The 17,054-nt window shown below is 72.9% G+C and carries 10 protein-coding genes; 4 read left to right on the forward strand and 6 right to left on the reverse strand.

Going from position 1 to position 17,054, the window contains the following annotated elements:
* Window positions 1-11: 11 nt before the first annotated feature.
* Window positions 12-3,458, forward strand: coding sequence for an error-prone DNA polymerase (locus C1N80_RS11020; RefSeq protein ID WP_137770804.1), 3,447 nt, complete (start codon window positions 12-14; stop codon window positions 3,456-3,458).
* 13 nt (window positions 3,459-3,471) lie between these two features.
* Here C1N80_RS11020 and C1N80_RS11025 read toward each other — a convergent pair whose 3' ends face one another.
* Together C1N80_RS11025 and C1N80_RS11030 are read right to left on the reverse strand one after the other, a co-directional pair.
* Window positions 3,472-6,672, reverse strand: coding sequence for a YhgE/Pip family protein (locus tag C1N80_RS11025; protein WP_137770805.1), 3,201 nt, complete (start codon window positions 6,670-6,672; stop codon window positions 3,472-3,474).
* Window positions 6,669-9,488, reverse strand: coding sequence for an MMPL family transporter (locus tag C1N80_RS11030; RefSeq protein ID WP_137770806.1), 2,820 nt, complete (start codon window positions 9,486-9,488; stop codon window positions 6,669-6,671). The genes C1N80_RS11025 and C1N80_RS11030 overlap by 4 nt, the downstream gene beginning before the upstream one ends.
* 184 nt (window positions 9,489-9,672) lie before the next feature.
* Between C1N80_RS11030 and C1N80_RS11035 the strand changes: the two genes are divergently transcribed.
* The 3 genes from C1N80_RS11035 (at window position 9,673) to C1N80_RS11045 (ending at window position 12,137) form a co-directional block, all read left to right on the forward strand.
* Entirely contained in the window at window positions 9,673-10,329 is a 657-nt protein-coding gene (locus tag C1N80_RS11035; RefSeq protein ID WP_137770807.1) for a TetR/AcrR family transcriptional regulator, read from the forward strand.
* Window positions 10,330-10,546: 217 nt separating this feature from the next.
* Window positions 10,547-11,353, forward strand: a complete 807-nt coding sequence (locus tag C1N80_RS11040; protein WP_137770808.1) for a GH25 family lysozyme — start codon at window positions 10,547-10,549, stop codon at window positions 11,351-11,353.
* A 34-nt stretch (window positions 11,354-11,387) separates the two neighbouring features.
* Window positions 11,388-12,137, forward strand: coding sequence for a queuosine precursor transporter (locus tag C1N80_RS11045; RefSeq protein WP_137770809.1), 750 nt, complete (start codon window positions 11,388-11,390; stop codon window positions 12,135-12,137).
* Window positions 12,138-12,228: 91 nt separating this feature from the next.
* Here the strand turns inward: C1N80_RS11045 and C1N80_RS11050 are convergent, their stop codons facing one another.
* From C1N80_RS11050 to C1N80_RS11065, 4 genes are all read right to left on the reverse strand, one after another.
* Complete coding sequence (locus C1N80_RS11050; protein WP_137770810.1) at window positions 12,229-13,590, reverse strand: ABC transporter substrate-binding protein; 1,362 nt, start codon at window positions 13,588-13,590, stop codon at window positions 12,229-12,231.
* 83 nt (window positions 13,591-13,673) lie between these two features.
* The gene (locus C1N80_RS11055; RefSeq protein ID WP_137770811.1) at window positions 13,674-14,603 is read right to left on the reverse strand and encodes a carbohydrate ABC transporter permease; all 930 of its coding nucleotides are present in this window, start codon (window positions 14,601-14,603) and stop codon (window positions 13,674-13,676) included.
* Window positions 14,600-15,526, reverse strand: a complete 927-nt coding sequence (locus tag C1N80_RS11060; protein WP_137770812.1) for a carbohydrate ABC transporter permease — start codon at window positions 15,524-15,526, stop codon at window positions 14,600-14,602. Before C1N80_RS11060 ends, C1N80_RS11055 begins: the two co-directional genes overlap by 4 nt.
* Window positions 15,527-15,762: 236 nt before the next feature.
* Window positions 15,763-16,689, reverse strand: coding sequence for an endonuclease/exonuclease/phosphatase family protein (locus C1N80_RS11065; RefSeq protein ID WP_240811104.1), 927 nt, complete (start codon window positions 16,687-16,689; stop codon window positions 15,763-15,765).
* Window positions 16,690-17,054: the final 365 nt, after the last annotated feature.

A 17,054-nucleotide genomic window follows, 5' to 3' on the forward strand; every position in this document is an offset into this window, starting at 1 on the left:
GGAGGGCTCCGATGGCGCGATGGTTCCTGGGACCTCCCGCATGGAAGGACCTCGAGGCGATCCTCTCGGACCGCCCCGCGTCGGTGGTGTCCCCACCGATCACCGTGGAGCACACGGGCAGGCGCAGCACGCCGCAACGGCCGGCGACGATCGTCCCCTACGCGGAGCTGCACGCCCACTCGCACTTCAGCTTCCTCGACGGCGCCTCCGCGCCGGAGGACATGGCGCGCCACGCCGCGGCGCTCGGCCTCGAGGCGATCGGGCTCGTGGACCACGACGGCCTCTACGGGGTGGTCCGGTTCGCGAAGGCCGCCGCGGAGGAGGGCGTGGCGACCGTGATCGGCGCGGAGCTGACCCTCGGCCTCGAGCCCGGGGCGGAGGTCGCCACGGCCACCCCTGTGCGCTCGGCGCCGCGCACCGGGGTGCAGGACCCGGACGGCGAGCACCTGCTCGTGCTCGTGCGGGACGCGGAGGGCTACGCACAGCTCTCCGCGGCGATCGCCCGCGCCCACCTCGACTCGGGGGAGAAGGGCGTGCCCCGCTACCGCCTCGATGACCTCTCCCGCACCGGCCGGGAGGGGCACTGGCTGATCCTCACCGGCTGCCGCAAGGGCGCCGTGACGCGCGCCGTCGCCCCGCACCTCGCGGCCGGGGACCTCGAGGCGGCCGCGCACGCCGCCGCGGACGGGATCGGCCGGCTCGTGGACCTCTTCGGCGCGGGGAACGTCGCCGTCGAGCTCGTGGCGGGCGGCGGGGGAGAGGCGGACGAGCTGCACGACGCGCTCGCCCAGGGCGCGAGGATGGTCCGCGAGTCCCACGGCCTGGACACGGTGAGCCTGCCGCTCGTGGCGACCTCGAACGCGCACTACGCGACCCCGTCGGGCAAGCGTCTCGCCGACGCCCACGCCGCCCTGCGCGCCGCGGTGCCGCTGTCCCGCGCGGATCCGCACCTCCCCGGGCACCTGCGCCACCTGCGCAGCGGCGAGGAGATGGCGCAGCTGCTGCCCCGCTACCCCAGCGCGATCGAGGCGGCCGCACGGATCGGCCGGGACCAGGCGCTGGACCTGCGGCTGATCGCCCCCTCGCTGCCGCCGTTCCCGGTGCCCGCGGGGCACGACGAGGCGAGCTGGCTCGTGGAGCTCGTGGAGCAGGAGGGCCGCGAGCGGTACGGACCGCGCCCCGCCGAGGGCCGCCCCGAGCGGGTGCCCGGCGCGTGGGCGCAGATCGACCACGAGCTGAAGGTCATCACCGACCTCGCCTTCCCCGGCTACTTCCTCATCGTCCACGACCTCGTCGCCTTCTGCCGGCGCGAGGGGATCCTCTGCCAGGGCCGCGGCTCCGCCGCGAACAGCGCCGTCTGCTACGCGCTCGGGATCACGGCGGTCGAGCCCGTCGGCCACCACCTGCTGTTCGAGCGGTTCCTCGCGCCCGAGCGGGACGGCCCGCCGGACATCGACATCGACATCGCCTCGGACCGCCGCGAGGAGGTCATCCAGTACGTCTACGGCCGCTACGGCCGGGAGAACGCCGCCCAGGTCGCCAACGTCATCACCTACCGGGCGAAGCTCGCGGTGCGGGACGCGGCGCGGGCGCTCGGCCACGATCCCGGCGCGCAGGACGCCTTCGCGCGCCGCATCGAGCGCTCCTTCTCCTCCCTCGCGGAGGCGGAGATCCCCGAGGACGTCGTCTCCCTCGCCCAGCAGCTGCGGGACGCGCCCCGCCACCTCGGCATCCACTCCGGCGGCATGGTCCTGTGCGACCGGCCGGTGATCGAGGTGTGCCCCGTGCAGTGGGCGGCGATGGCGGACCGCTCGGTGCTGCAGTGGGACAAGGACGACTGCGCCGACGCCGGGCTCGTGAAGTTCGACCTGCTGGGCCTCGGCATGCTCACCGCGATCGACCACGCCCTGAGGATCGTCGCCGAGCACCACGACCAGCACTTCGAGCTGCGCACCCTGCCGCAGGAGGATCCGGCCGTCTACGACATGCTGTGCGCGGGGGACAGCGTGGGCGTCTTCCAGGTCGAGTCCCGCGCCCAGATCTCGACCCTGCCGCGGCTACGGCCGCGCGAGTTCTACGACCTCGTCGTCGAGGTCGCGCTGATCCGGCCCGGCCCCATCCAGGGCGGCAGCGTCCACCCCTACCTGCGCCGCCGCACCGGGGAGGAGGAGGTCACCTTCCTGCACCCGCTGCTGGAGAAGTCGCTCGGGCGCACCCTCGGCATCCCCCTGTTCCAGGAGCAGCTGATGCAGATGGTCGTCGACGTCGCGGACTTCACCCCCGCCCAGGCGGACCAGCTGCGCCGCGCCATGGGCTCCAAGCGCTCCACGCAGAGGATGATGGAGCTCTCCGACGCCCTGTACGCCGGCATGGCCCGCCACGGCATCACGGGGGAGGACGCGGACGCCGTGCAGCGCAAGCTGCTCGCCTTCGCGAACTACGGCTTCCCGGAGTCACACGCCTACTCCTTCGCGTACCTCGTCTACGCGAGCTGCTACCTCAAGTGCCACTACCCGGCGGCGTTCACGGCGGCGCTGCTGCGCTCCCAGCCGATGGGCTTCTACTCCCCGCAGTCGCTCGTCGCCGACGCCCGCCGCCACGGCGTGCTCACGCTCGGCCCGGACGTGCAGGTCTCCGGCGCCCTCACCGACCTGGAGACGGGGGAGGGGCATCATGGCTACCGCGTCCCCTCGGACGAGGAGGTCGCCGCCGGGGCGGCCCGCCCGCAGGTGCAGGGGGAGGCCGCGGCGCAGGGTCCGGCGATCCGCCTGGGCCTGGACCAGGTGCGCACGATCTCCACCACGACGGCCCAGCGGATCGTCGAGGCGCGGGAGCAGGGCGGGCGCTTCACCTCCGTCCCGGACCTCGCCCGGCGGGTGCGGCTCACGGCCCGGCAGCTCGAGGCGCTCGCGACGGCCGGGGCGCTCGACGGCCTCGCCCCGTCCCGCCGGCAGGCGCTGTGGGCGGCGGGCGCCGCCGCCCAGGAGACGCCGGGCACGCTGCCGCACCTCGCGGTGGGCGCGGAGGCGCCGATGCTGCCGGGGATGAGCGACGCGGAGCTCGCCGCGGCGGACGCCTGGGCCACCGGCATCACGCCGGGGGAGCATCCGATGGCGCTCGTGCGCGCGGGCCTCGAGGAGGCGGGGGTGCTCACGATCCGCGGGACCCGGGACGCGGCCGACGCCAGCCGCATCCGGGTGGGCGGCGTCATCACCCACAAGCAGCGCCCGATGACCGCGAGCGGCGTCACCTTCCTCAGCCTCGAGGACGAGACCGGGATCCTCAACGTCGTCTGCTCGGTGGGGTTCTGGACCCGCCACCGGGCGCTGCTGCGCAGCTCCCGCGCGGTCGTGCTGCGCGGCATCGTCGAGAACGCGAGCGGCGCCGTCAACCTCGTGGCCGACGACGCCGCGCCGCTGGAGGTCGCCGCGGCGACCGCCTCCCGCGACTTCCGCTGAGCGGGCCGGCCGCTCAGGCGGGGAGCGGCTCGGCGCCCACCACCTCGCGCGGGTGGCGGCCGTCCGCACGGCGGGCGCCGCGCGAGGCGAGCAGGGTCACCACGAAGCTCGCCGCGGTCACCACGAGGATCAGGCCCAGGGTGCCCGTGGTCGAGACGAGCGACCCGCCGAGCGCCGCGTGCACGAGGCCCTGCGCGACGATCGTCATCGGCATGCCGCCGCTGACGGCCTGCAGCAGCGGGGGAGCGGTCTGCAGCGGCAGGATCCCCACGAGCGCGACGACCTGCAGCACGAGCAGCAGCACCGAGACGATGCGCCCCATGCGGTCCCCGAGCAGCGTCAGCAGCGCCTGGTGCAGGGCGGCGAACATGACCGCCGCGCCGAGCGCCACGAGCCCCACGGCGAGCGGGGAGACCGGGGCGATGCCGATCGCGGTGAGCACCGCGAGCACGGCGACCGCCTGGGCGACGCCGAGGGCGACGGCCGGGGCGAGGGAGCGCAGGGCCACCCGCCACATGGGCATCGCCCGGTCCAGCAGGCGCTTCTGCAGCGCGGGCAGGAGCAGGAAGGCCGCGAAGGCGCCGAGCCACAGCGCGAGCGCCACGACGAAGGGGAAGATCGCGGTCTCCGCGCCGTCCGCCTCGTTCCAGCGGGTCACGTCCGTGGTGACCGGCTCCGCGCCCTGGGCGCTCATCCGGTCCCGCTCCGCCTGGGTGTAGGAGGGCACGTTGTCGGCGCCCTCCTGGAGGCCGTCGGCGAGCTGCGAGGTGCCGTCCGCGAGCTGGGAGGAGCCGTCGGCGAGCTGATCGGTGCCCTCGGCGAGGTCCCCCGTGCCGTCGGCCAGCTGGGAGGAGCCGTCGGCGAGCTGGTCCGCGCCGGTCCCGAGCTCGGTCGCGCCGTCGGCCAGCTGCGAGGAGCCGTCGGCGAGCTGGGTCGCGCCGTCCGCGCTGGACCGGGTGCCGTCGGCGAGCTGGGTGAGGCCGCCGGAGAGCTGGCCGGCGCCGTCGGCGGACTGCCGGGTGCCGTCGGCCAGCTGGGTGGTGCCGTCGGCGAGCTGGGTCGCGCCGTCCGCGCTCGAGCGGGCGCCGTCGGCGAGCTGCGAGGAGCCGTCGGCGAGCTGGGTCGCGCCGTCGGCGCTCGAGCGGGTGCCGTCGGCCACCTGGGAGGCGCCGTCGGCGAGGTCGGAGGCGCCGTCGGCGGACTGCCGGGTGCCGTCGGCGAGATCGGAGGCGCCGCCGGCGAGCTGGTCCACGCCGTCCGCGTAGTCGTGCAGGCCGGAGGCGAGGGAGGTGACGCCGTCCTCGAGCTGGGTGGCGCCGTCCGCGCTCGCGCGAGCACCCTCGGCGAGGGAGTCGGCGCCGGCGACGAGGCCCGGGTTCTCCTGCGTCCCGTCGCCGTCGAAGGCGGTGGCGAGGCCGTCGGCGTACTGCTGGACGCCCTCGGCGCCCTGCACGAGGCCGGGCTGCTCGTCGGTGCCGGTGAGGCCGTCGGCGAGCTGCTGCGCACCGTCGGCGAGGCCGGTGGTGCCGTCGGAGACGCCGCGGGCGCCCTCGGCGACCTGGGCGGTGCCGTCGACGATGCCGTCCTCCCCGTCGCCGCCGTTCAGGCCCTGGTCCACGCCCTGCGCATAGGCGAGGTTCCCCTCGGCCTGCGCGCACAGCGTCTGGTCGACCTGATCGCCCTCGCACACCGCGTCGCGGAGCGCCTGGGCGTTCTCGACCATGCCGGGGGTGCCGTCGCCGCCGCCGATCGAGGCGGAGAGCTGCGAGGCGCCGTCGGCGACCTGCTCGGCGCCGTCCGCGACCTGGTCGGAGCCGTCGACGAGCCCGGGCTCGTCGCCGGAGCCGGTGACGCCGTCGGCGAGGTCCTGGGCGCCCTGGCCGAGCTCCTGGGCGCCGTCGGCGACGCCCTGCGCGGTGGTGGACAGGCCCGGGTTCGCGTCGCTGCCGTCACCCGTGAGGGCGCCCTCGGCCTTCTTCACGCCGTCCGCGTAGTCCTCGAGGCCGGTCGCGAGCTGGTCCGCGCCGGCGGCGAGGCCGGGGTTCTCGGCGGTGCCGTCGCCCGTGACGCCGGCGGCGAGCTGGTCGGCGCCGTCGAGCAGGCCGGGGGTCTCGTCCGTGCCGTGCATGCCGGCCTTGAGCGCGGCGGCGCCGTCGGAGAGGTCGCTGCTGCCGGTGGCGAGCTGGTCGAGGCCCGTGGCGAGGTCGGAGGTGCCGTCGGCGACGCCATCGCTGCCGTCGGCGAGCTGATCCAGCCCGGTCGCGAGGTCCGAGGTGCCGGTCGCGACGCCGTCGCTGCCGTCGGCCAGGCTGCCGAGGCCGGTCGCGAGGTCCGAGCTGCCGTCGGCGACGCCGGCGCTGCCGGTCGCGAGCTGGTCCAGGCCCACCGCGAGCTCGGAGCCGCCCTGGGCGGCGCCGTCCGCGCCGGTGGCGAGCTGGTCGAGGCCGGTCGCGAGCTGCGCGTTGCCGTCGGCGGCCTGCCGGGCGCCGTCGGCGAGGCTCCACACGCCGCCCGCGAACTGCTGGGAGCCGTCCGCCGCCTGCTGCGCGCCGTCGGCGAGCTGCCGGGTGCCGTCGGCGGTCTGCTGCACGCCGTCGTCGAGCTGGGAGGCGCCGTCGGAGAGCTCGGAGGCGCCGTCTGCGGAGTCCTGGAAGCCGCTCTTGAGGTCGCCGAAGCCCACATAGAGGCCGTCGAGGTACTGGCTCGTCATCTCGCCGCCCAGGGAGCTCGCGGCGGCGGAGGAGACGGCGGTCGCGATGAGCGAGTTCAGCGCGGTGTTCGCATCGTTGGTGGTGACCTCGACGATCGCGGGGACCGCGTCGGTGGTGCCGATCGAGGTGAGCTTCTTCGAGAAGTCCTTCGGGAGGGTGATCACGGCCGCGTACTCGCCCGAGCGCAGGCCGGCCTCGGCGTCGTCGGCGTCGGTGAGCTGCCAGTCGAAGCCGGTGGTGCCGAGCCCGGAGGAGGCCGCGTCATCGTCGCTCTGCGCGGTGTCGGGCTGGGTGAGCGCCCCGGCGAGGGAGCGCCCGAGCGGCACGGTCTGTGTCTTCCCGTCGACGGTCATCTCGGCGCCCTCGTCGAGGTTGACGACGGCGGCGGGGACGGTGTCGATGCGGTCCACGCGACCGCTGAGGGCCCACAGGCCCACGCCCGCGACGAGCACGGGCAGCAGCAGGATCACGATGAGGGTGCGGGGGTGGCGCAGCCGGTTCATGCGAGGGCTCCTTCGGCGGCGGGGGCGGAGGCGTCGGGTCGGTGGGTGCCGGTGTCGGTGGTCGGTGCCGAGGCGTCGGCGGGGCGGACGGTGAGGGCGAGCAGCCGGCCGGGGTCGCGGAGCATGTCGTGGAGGTGGTGCTCGATCGGCACCGCGTCCTCGCCCTCGGCGCCCACGAGGATCGTCACGCCCGCGTCGAGCAGCGCGTCGATCCGGGCCGCGACGGCATCGGGGTCACGGTCGAGGGCCCGCTCGAGGTCGGTCGCGTCCTCGAGGACCACGAGCCGCTGGTCGAGGTGGCGGCCGGAGACCTCTCCGAGGCGGGAGACGACATCGGCGCCTGCGGCGAGGTGGTGGACGCGGGACTGGATCGCGCCGAGGTCGTCCGGGGCGAGGCGGTCGTGCACGGCGAGGACGCCGGTGCTCGGCACGGCGCGACCGGCGGCGAGCGCGAGGAAGGTGTCGCGGGCGGGGGCGCCGGCGGAGCGCACCACGAGCACCCGGCCGGGGAGCACGGAGCCGGTGAGCGGGCCCAGCTCGCCGCGCGCACCGAGGAGCGGGGCGACGGCGTCCTGGAGGCGGAGGGCGGCCTCGCCGTGCTCCGCGGTCCAGCGGCGGTGCTCGAGGACGGACGCGAGGCCCTCGCCCTCGACGTCGACCGTGGGCAGGATCCGGTCCAGCCAGCGCGGCAGCCACCAGGCGTGGCGGCCCAGCAGGGCGAGCACGGCGGGGACGAGGGTCATGCGCACCACGAAGGCGTCCACGAGAACGCCCACGGCGAGGCCGATCGCGATGGGCTGCAGCATGAACCAGCCCGCGGTCACGAAGCCCGCGAACACGGCGGTCATGATGAGCGCGGCCGCGACGACGACGGGGGCGCTGCCGGTGAAGCCCCGCTCGATCGAGCGGCGGGCGTCGCCGGAGTGCACGAACTCCTCGCGCATCCGGGTCACGAGGAACATCTCGTAGTCCATGGCGAGGCCGAACAGCACGCCCATCACCATGATCGGCATGAAGGCGACGACGGGGCCGTTGACGGAGACGTTCAGCGGCCCGTTGAACCAGCCGTACTCGAAGACCATCGCGGTCACGCCGAAGGCCGCGCCCACGGAGAGCAGGTAGCCCAGCGACGCCTTGATCGGCACCCACACGGAGCGGAACACGAGCGCGAGCAGGATCAGCGAGAAGCCGACGACGAAGATCGCGAAGGGGATCAGGGCCCCGGAGAGCTTCGCGGTGATGTCGATGCCGACGGCGGTCGCGCCGGTGACGATGACGTCGGAGACGCCGAGCTCGTCCTCCCAGCCGGCGGCGTGGTCGCGCAGGTCCGCGACGAGCTCCTTGGTGCTGTCGTCCGTCGGCCCGCCCTCGGGGATGACCGCGACGACGGCGAGATCGGCGCCGCGGTTGGGGGTCGCGATCTGGATCGCCTCGACGTGGGGGAGGGCCTGGATGTCCTTCTCGAGGGAGTCCACGGCGGCGAGCGGGTCGGAGGTGTTGATGATGTCGGCGGTGACGAGCAGCGGGCCGTTGTAGCCGGGGCCGAAGGTCTCCGAGACGAGGTCGTAGGTGTCGCGGGCGTCGGTGCCGGGCTGCTCGGTGCCGAGGTCCGGCAGGGCGAGCGCGAGATCCTTCGCGGGGATGGCGACGGCGCCGATCCCGAGCACGACGACGATGATCGTGAGGGCGGGGACGCGGGTCACCAGGCGCACCCAGGCGAGTCCGATCCCGCGCTTGGGCGCGTCGTGCCGGGCGATCTCCTCCTCGGGCAGCACGCCGCCGTTCTCCGCCATGAGGCGGCGCACGCGGCGCGGCCGGAGCCGCTCTCCGAGGATGCCCATGATCGCGGGCAGCAGGGTCAGGGCGACGACGACGCTCAGGGCGACGGTGCCGGCGGCGGCGATGCCCATGACGGTGAGGAAGGGGATCCCGGTGACGAAGAGCCCCACGAGGGCGACGATGACGGTGAGCCCCGCGAAGATCACGGCGCTGCCGGAGGTCGCGATCGCGGCGCCCACGGACTCGCGCACGTCGTCGCCGCGGGAGAGCTGGTCGCGATGGCGGGAGAGGATGAACAGGGCGTAGTCGATGCCGACGGCGAGGCCGAGCATCGCGCCGAGGGAGGTCGTGACCGAGGGGATGTCGATGCCCGCGGCGAGCGCCATGACGGCCATCATCGAGATGCCGACCCCGGTGATCGCGGTGACGATGGGGATGACGGCGGGCACGAGGGAGCGGAACACGACCGCAAGGATGATCAGCGCGATGACGAGCCCGATGATCTCTCCGGCGCCGAAGGGGATCTCCGAGCTCTGGAGGAACTGCCCGCCCACATGCGCCTCGAGCCCGGTATCGCCGCCGTCCGCGACGATGTCGGTGATCTGCTCGACGGAGGACTCGGGGTACTCACCGACCTGGCCCTCCATCTGGAACTGGGCCATGAGCGCGGTGTCGTCGTCGTTGCGGGTGCCGGGGGCGTCCTCGTCGAAGGGATCGGAGGAGACCTCGACCCCCTCGACGTCGCCGATCTGCTCCATGACGCGCTGGATGCGGGCCTCATGGTCGTCGACCGTGGTGCCGTCCTCGGTGACGAAGACGACCTCCCCGGCGGTGCCGCTCATCTCGGGGAACCGGGTGGAGAGCTGGTCGATGCCGCGCTGGGCGTCGGTGCCGGGGATCTGGAACTCGGTGGAGAAGGCGCCGCCGAGGCCGACGGCGAGCCCGCCCACGGCGATGAGGAGGACGGCCCAGACGGCCGCGACCTTCCAGCGGGCGGTGGCCATGGCGCGGCCGAGGCGGTAGAGCGACGAGGACACGGGACCTCCGGGGCGGGGCAGGGCGATGGGCGCGGGCACCTCCCGGCGAGGCCGACGGCACACTCGATGCACGAGTGTACGCACATTCGATACAGACGTGTATCGGTGGTCTAGACTGCGGAGGAACACGATCACCGGCCTCCTCGACGTCGAGGGGCCTTCCCCGCGAGGAGCCCCCGCCCCCATGACCGACCTCTTCGAGCCGCTGCCCAGCTCCGCGGGCACGCGCCGGAAGGAGAACACCCGTCAGCGCCTGGTCCAGGCCTCCCTCGACGTCTTCGTCGACAAGGGCGTGGACGGCGTCACGGTCGACGACATCGTCAAGGCGGCCGGCTTCACCCGTGGGGCGTTCTACTCGAACTTCTCCAACAAGGAGGAGGTCTTCCTCGCCCTGTTCTCCTCGGTCACGGACGAGCTCCTCACGATCCTGCGCACCGAGGTCGAGGGGGCGCTCCCCGTCACCGCCCCCGACCTGAGCCCCTGCGAGGACCCCGACGCGACCGTCCTCATCGCCGCCTTCGAGGCGCTGCGCCCGTACTCGCGCCAGTGGTACCTCCTCTACACCGACGCGGTGACGCATTCCCTCCGTGAGGCGGAGATGCGCGCCGCGCTGTCCTCGGAGCTGGGCCGGCTGCGCGACGCCGTGGCGCGCCTGCTCTCGCTCGGGATGGAGCAGAACGGCGAGCGCAGCCGGCTCCCGCTGCCGGATCTCGCGCAGCTCCTCGTGGGCATCTTCCTGGACCTCATGCTGCGGGAGCTGCTCGACGGCCGGGAGGACGTCACCGAGCTCGCCGCGACGACGATCCTCGGCACGCTGCACGCCTTCCTCGAGCCCTCCTGAGGCCGGAGCGCACAGCGAGGCGGTCCCGGAGGCGGGCCGGGAGCGAAGGGACGAGCCCGCCCGGTTCGCCCCGAACGTCCCGGAGATCCGGTACCGACACGCCGTGACGGGTCCCAGAGGCACGCGCGGCGAGCGAGCGGCCCCTAGGGTCGGCCCCAGGTGCGACGCATGTCGCATCCTCCCTTCCCCCGCGTCCCCGCTTCCCCAGGAGACACCGATGGCTCCCTACCGCCCCAAGCACCTCGCCGCCCCCGCACCGCCCGCCGCCTCCTCCGGCGCCGATGCCGGACGACGGTCGCTCCTCCGAGGGGGCGTCGTCGGCGCCGCCGCCCTCGGTGTCGGCGCGACCGCCCTCACCGCCCCCGCCGCCCAGGCCGCCGGCATCTACGGACAGGACGTCTCCGGCTGGCAGTCCTCCGTGGACTGGGAGGCGCAGGCCTCCGCCGGCTCCCGCTTCGCCTATGTCAAGGCCTCCGAGGGCGTCACCTACCGCAGCTCGACCTTCAACGAGCAGTACACCGGCGCCGGCCGCGCCGGGCTCGTGCGCGGCGGGTACCACTTCGCCCGACCGGACCGCAGCGGTCCGGAGAAGCAGGTCGAGAACTTCCTCGGCGCCGGCGGCGGCTGGACCGACGACGGCATCACTCTGCCCGGCATGGTCGACTTCGAGGGCTACGCCGGGCTCCCCTCGGACTACGGGCTCGGCCAGCAGGAGCTGCGGCAGTGGATCATCGGCTTCCTCAGCGCCTACAAGGACGCCGTCGGCCGCCGCCCCGTCATCTACACCAACGCCCACTGGTGGGACGACAACGTGGGCACCTGGACCCCGTCGAACACGCCGCTCTTCCTCGCCGCCTACCAGTCCTCCGAGCCGACGAACCTGCCCGGCAACTGGTGGGCGTGGGAGCTGTGGCAGTACTCCGAGTCCGGCCCCTTCGCGGGCGACTCCGTGAAGTGGCACGGGGGAGAGAGCTCCTTCGAGTCGTTCGTGAGCGACGTCGACTACACGGCGCGCGGCATCTGACGTCGCGGGGGAGAGGGCTGTGTAGCCTTCCCCGGTGACCACGACAGACGCATCAACGACCACTGGACGCCCGGCCGGCGCCGTCTACGCCGACCGGGGGTCCTCCCACTTCGACATCCTCCTCGCCGCCATGGTGGCGGTGGTGATCCTCTCCGGCATCGGCGCCGCCAAGGGGGTCAGCTTCGGCACGGTCCCGGGGACCGGGCTCGAGATCATCACCGACGGCGGGTTCATCCTCTTCCCCCTCGCCTACGTGCTCGGCGACATCGTCACCGAGCTGTACGGCCCCCGCACCGCGCGCCGCGCGATCATCGTCTCCTTCGCCGCGAGCATCCTCGCCTCCCTCAGCTACTGGGCGATCATCGCCCTGCCGCCGTTCCCCGACGACTACGGCCTGGCGAAGCAGGAGGCCCTCGAGCTCGCGCTCGGCCCGGTGTGGATCGTCGTCCTCGCCGGTCTGGCCGGCTTCGCCTGCGGGCAGAGCCTGAACTCCTTCGTGGTGGGCCGCATGAAGCAGCGCCTCGGCGAGCGCGGGCTGATCGGCCGGCTCTTCACCTCCTCCGGGCTCGGCGAGCTCGTGGACACGATCATCTTCTGCACGATCGCCTCCGCGGCGATCGGCATCACGACCATCGAGCAGTGGGCCCAGTACACGGTGCTCGGCTTCCTCTACAAGGTGCTCGTCCAGTACGCGATGATCCCGGTGACCTCCGCGGTGATCCGCTGGCTCAAGCGCACCGACCCCACCTACCAGGCGCGCCTGCGCGAGGCCGCCGCGGCCTGAGTGCCCCACACATGACTCGACGGCGCCCCCGGCCGTGGCCGGGGACGCCGTCCCTGCTCGCGCGGTGCCGCCGCTCGCGGCGGGCGGGAGGTCAGGAGAGCTTCGGCTCGACCTGCTTGGTGTAGATGTCCTGGAGCTTCGTCTGGAGGTCCGTCATGGCCTTCTCGACGTCGCCCTCCTCGGTGAGGATCGAGCCCACCGCGGTCGCCATCTCCTGATCCGCACCGGGGAGGAACACGCGGGCGTAGTCCTGGGTGCGGGTGACCTCGAGCTGGTCGATCGCGGTCTGGATCTGCGGGGTCTTCTCGAGCAGGGCGGAGACGTCGGCGCTCTTGCGGATCGGCATGTAGCCGGTCGCGCCGGAGAACGCGACGGTGGACTCCGGGCGGCCCATGAACTCGATGAGCATCGCACCGGCGAGCTGCTGCTCGGGCGTGATCGCGGAGGGGACGCCGAGACCCGCACCGCCCGTCGGGCACACGGGCCCGTCGACCGGGCCGGCGGGGAGGAAGCCGACGCCCACGTCGAAGCTCGCGGCCTCGAGCACGCCCACGAGCGAGCCCGTCGAGGCGATCGTCGTCGAGCAGACGCCCGCGGCGAAGGTGTCCGCCGAGTCGCTCGAGGCGACCTGCGCCCAGCCCGCGGAGTGGACCGTGTCCTGCACCCAGGTCATGGCCTCGATCGTCTTGGGGTCGGAGACCTTCAGGGTCCAGTCGTCGGACCACGCGGTGCCCTTGCCCCAGAGCACGTTCTGGAGGGTCCAGCCGGCGTAGCCCGCGAGGTCGGGGTACATGTAGGCGACGTCGCCCTGGGTGAGCTTCGGGGCCCACTCCTCGAACTCCTGCCAGGTCTTCGGGGCGCGGTCGGGCAGGCCCGCGGCGGCGAAGTGGTCCTTGTTGTAGTAGAAGAGCGGCGTGGAGCGGCCGTAGGGGAGCGCCCACTGCTTGTCCTCGTACTGGTAGTCGGCGACGAGGGAGTCGCGGTAGTCCGCGATGTCGATGCCGAGCTTCTCGATCATCGGGTCCAGGGCGGCGATGTTGCCCTCGAGGAAGTAGCGGAACCACCACACGTCGGAGAGCACGACGACGGCGGGGAGATCGTCCTTGGCGGCCTGGGCCGTCTGGAAGCGCTGCGCGATCTCCTCGTAGTTCGAGCCGGCCGTCACGTGCTTGACGGTGATACCCGTCTCCTCGGTGAACTTCGTGATGAGCTCGGCCTCGACGTCCTTGGAGCCGCCGGGGTGGCTGGTCCAGAAGGCGATCTCCGTCGCGGGCTCGACGGAGGAGAAGTCGGTCTCCTCGGCGGCCGAGCCGCCGTCGCTGCCCCCGGAGCCGCCGCCCACGGAGGGCCCGCCGCAGGCGGCGAGGGCGAGGGCGCCGGCGCCGGCGGCGCCGAGCCCGATCAGGGAGCGCCGGGTCGTGGAGGCGGTGAGGGGGCGGGGGAGTCCGGTCATGGCGGGTGTCCTTTCGGGACGGGAGGTGGTGACCTGCAGGGGTGACGGCGGAGGGAGACGTGCGAGAGGGGGCGTAGCGGCGGTCAGCCGGTGACGCTGCCCTGGGTGAGCCCCGAGACGATGTAGCGCTGGAGCGCGGCGAAGACGAGCAGCACGGGGATGATGACGACGACGGTGCCGGCCATGAGGATCCCCCAGCCGGATCCCGTGTTCCCCTCGGAGTTCTGCAGGGCCGTGAGGCCCACGGGGAGCGTCATCATCGAGGAGTCGGTGGTGATGATCAGCGGCCAGATGTAGTCGTTCCACTCGCTGACGACGGTCACGAGGGCGACCGTCGCGATCGAGGGCAGGGAGATCGGCACGACGATCCGCCAGATGCTGCCCCAGTGGCCGGCGCCGTCCAGGCTTGCGGCCTCGAGGATCGAGGGCGGGATCGTGAGGAAGTGCTGGCGCAGCAGGAAGGTGCCGAAGGCGGTGCCGAGGCCCGGGAGGATGATGCCCCAGTAGGTGTTGACGCCGCCCCAGCCGGCGATGAGCACATAGTTGGGCAGGATCGCGACCTGCGGCGGCACCATGAGCGCCACGAGGATGCCCACGAAGATGATGCGCTTGGCGGGAAAGCGCACGAACACGAGCGCATAGGCGGTCATGATCGCGAGGGTGACCTTGAGGGTCGCGCCGATCACGGTGACGATCACGGAGTTCAGGAAGAACCGCGGGATCGGCACGGAGGTCATCGCGACCCGGTAGTTGTGCAGCGTCGGATCCGAGGGGAGCACCACGAGGTCCGTCGTGAGGATCTCCGACGGCGATTTGAACGAGCTGATCATCATCCACAGCAGCGGCAGCACCACCACGGCGGTCGCGATGATCAGCGGGACGTAGCCGGTGAGGATCGTCGCGGCGAGGTTCTCGCGGGAGAACGGGCCGCCGCGCCGGCGGATCGGCGGGGGCGGCGTCTCGCCGACGGGCGGGGTCACGGGGCCGAGGGAGGTGGCGGCGGGGGCGCTCATGCGTAGTGCACCTTCTTCTCGACGAACCGGACCTGCACCACCGTGATGACGATGAGCATGAGGAACAGGACCACCGAGATCGCCGCGGAGTACCCGGCGCGCGAGTAGCCGCCGAAGGCCTGCAGGTAGCTCTCGAAGATGAGGGCGTTGGTGCCGCGTCCCGTAGGCGTCATGATCCGGAGGATGTCGAAGGCCTGGAGGCTGCTGAGCATCGTCGTGATGAGCAGGAAGAAGGTCGTGGGGGAGAGCAGCGGCAGGCTGATCGACCAGAACCGTCGCAGCGGGCCGGCACCGTCGAGCGCGGCGGCCTGGAGGACGTCCTGCGGGAGCGACTGCAGACCGCCGAGGTAGACGATCGCGCAGTAGCCGAGGTTCTTCCAGATGTACACGACCATGACCATGACCAGGGCCATCGTCGGATCGTTCATCCATTCGGGGCTGCTGAGGCCGAGCTGGCGGAGGAACCACGCGAGCACGCCGAAGTCGGGATCGAAGATGAACAGCCACACCAGGCCCACGCCCACCCCGGAGAGCACGTAGGGCGCGAAGGCCGCGGAGCGGGCGATCGCGGTGCCGGGGATCCGTGCGTTCAGCGCGAGGGCCAGCAGCAGGCCGAGCACCATCGACCCGCCCACGGTGACGAGCGTGAAGACCACGGTGATGCGGATGCTCTCGTGGCCCGCCGTCGAGGTGAAGAACTCGACGTAGTTGCCCAGCCCGATGAAGGTCGCGCTCGCCGATCCGAGCGTCCAGTCCAGCGTCGAGTAGTACACGTTGGTCAGCAGCGGCCGGTACGTGAACAGCGCGATGAGGACGATGTTGGGCAGGGCGAGGGCGAGGAACCAGATCGCGTCGCGGCGCCCTCTGCCCGAGAGCCGGCGGCGCCGCGGGGGCGCCCCCTGCCCGGTGGTCGTGCTCGACATCCGCTCCTCGTTCCGTCCGGGGCCGCCCGATCGGCGGCCGTTCGCCATCACAGGTGACGGGAATGACCGGATCGGGACGGCCCGCCGACCGGGAAGAGACCGGGACGGGAACGTCCGATGAACCGCGCCGTCCACCTGTGAGGAGTCTGACACCATGCCCCGCTTCGAGGGCGGGTGTCTGAGAAATTGCAGGTCACGGACAGGTCACGGCGGACAGGGGGAGAGGCGGCCGAGGATCAGGGGAGGGCGATCAGCGTCTGCACGGGCGCGTGGTCGGAGGGGTAGCGGCCGTCGGCGTCCCGCCACACGTTGATCGCCGTGCGCAGGGCGCGTACGCCCTCGCTCGTGCAGATCCAGTCGATGCGGTCGTTGCCCTCGACCGGGTCCTCGTAGCCGGGGAACGTGCCCCAGGCCGGGGTGAGCCGCTCCTCGGCGCTGTCCCAGGTGTCCAGCAGCGGGCCGTCGGTCACGAGGGTTGTGTACGCGCCGGAGTTCGGGGCGGGGGAGTTGAAGTCGCCCGTGAGGATCAGCGGGAGCCCGGCGAGCTCCTCGTCCTCCAGCAGCGCCGCGATCGCCTCGCCGCTGCGGATCCGGGCCTCCTCGGAGCGGTGGTCGAAGTGGGTGTTGACGTGGACGAGCTCGGTGCCGCTGCGCAGATCGCGCAGGTGCGCCCAGGTGACGATGCGGGTCACGGTGTTGCCCCAGGTGGCGGAGCCGATGACGTCCGGCGTGTCCGAGAGCCAGAACTGGTCCCAGGCGAGCACCTCGAGACGCGTGGCGTCGTAGAGGATCGCGGAGTACTCGTCGCGGCTGCCGCCCTGGCGGCCGTAGCCGATCATCCGGTGCTTCGGCAGCGCCTCCTCGAGCGCGCCGAGCTGGGAGTACTTCGCCTCCTGGACGCCGAGCAGGGTGGGCTGCTCGCGCTCGAGGAGCTCCACGAGCAGCGGCCGGCGCTCGGGCCAGTGGTCGGCGTCGCCCGGCTGGGTGTTCGTGGAGTTGTCCATGCGGATGTTGAAGGTCATCACGTGGAGCTGATCCTTGCGGGCCTTGCCGATCAGCGCCTTGCCGGAGGCCGACGGCGCGGCCTCGGCGGGGACGGCGACGGCGGCGAGGCCGGCGGCGGTCGCGGTGGTGAGAAGGGTGCGGCGCATGAGGGTGGTCATCCTTGGTCTCCGATGTCGTGAGGTCAGGGGTTCCGTCGGGTCGGGACGGCGAACCCCACGACCGTGGCGAACCGGGGTGAACGGGGCGTGCACCGTTCATGTCCCACGTGGGACGACGGGACGGCGGGTTCCGCAGGATCCGGCGTAAGGAGCCGGGGCGACCCGCGCGCCGTCGCAGCCCGCTCGCCCCTTCCTTACCTCCGTACACAACGCCGATAATGTACGTTATGTAAAGTTGAGGGAAGGGGGGGCCCCTCGTCGCTCGGCCGATGGCAGCTCGACAGATCATGCTCCGTCCCTTGACCGTCCCGTGGCACGTGACGAGGCTGGGCGCGACCGCGCAGGATCCTGAGCGGCACGACCCG

The sequence above is a fragment of the Brachybacterium sp. SGAir0954 genome (assembly GCF_005490785.1).
Taxonomy (GTDB): Bacteria; Actinomycetota; Actinomycetes; order Actinomycetales; family Dermabacteraceae; genus Brachybacterium; species Brachybacterium rhamnosum.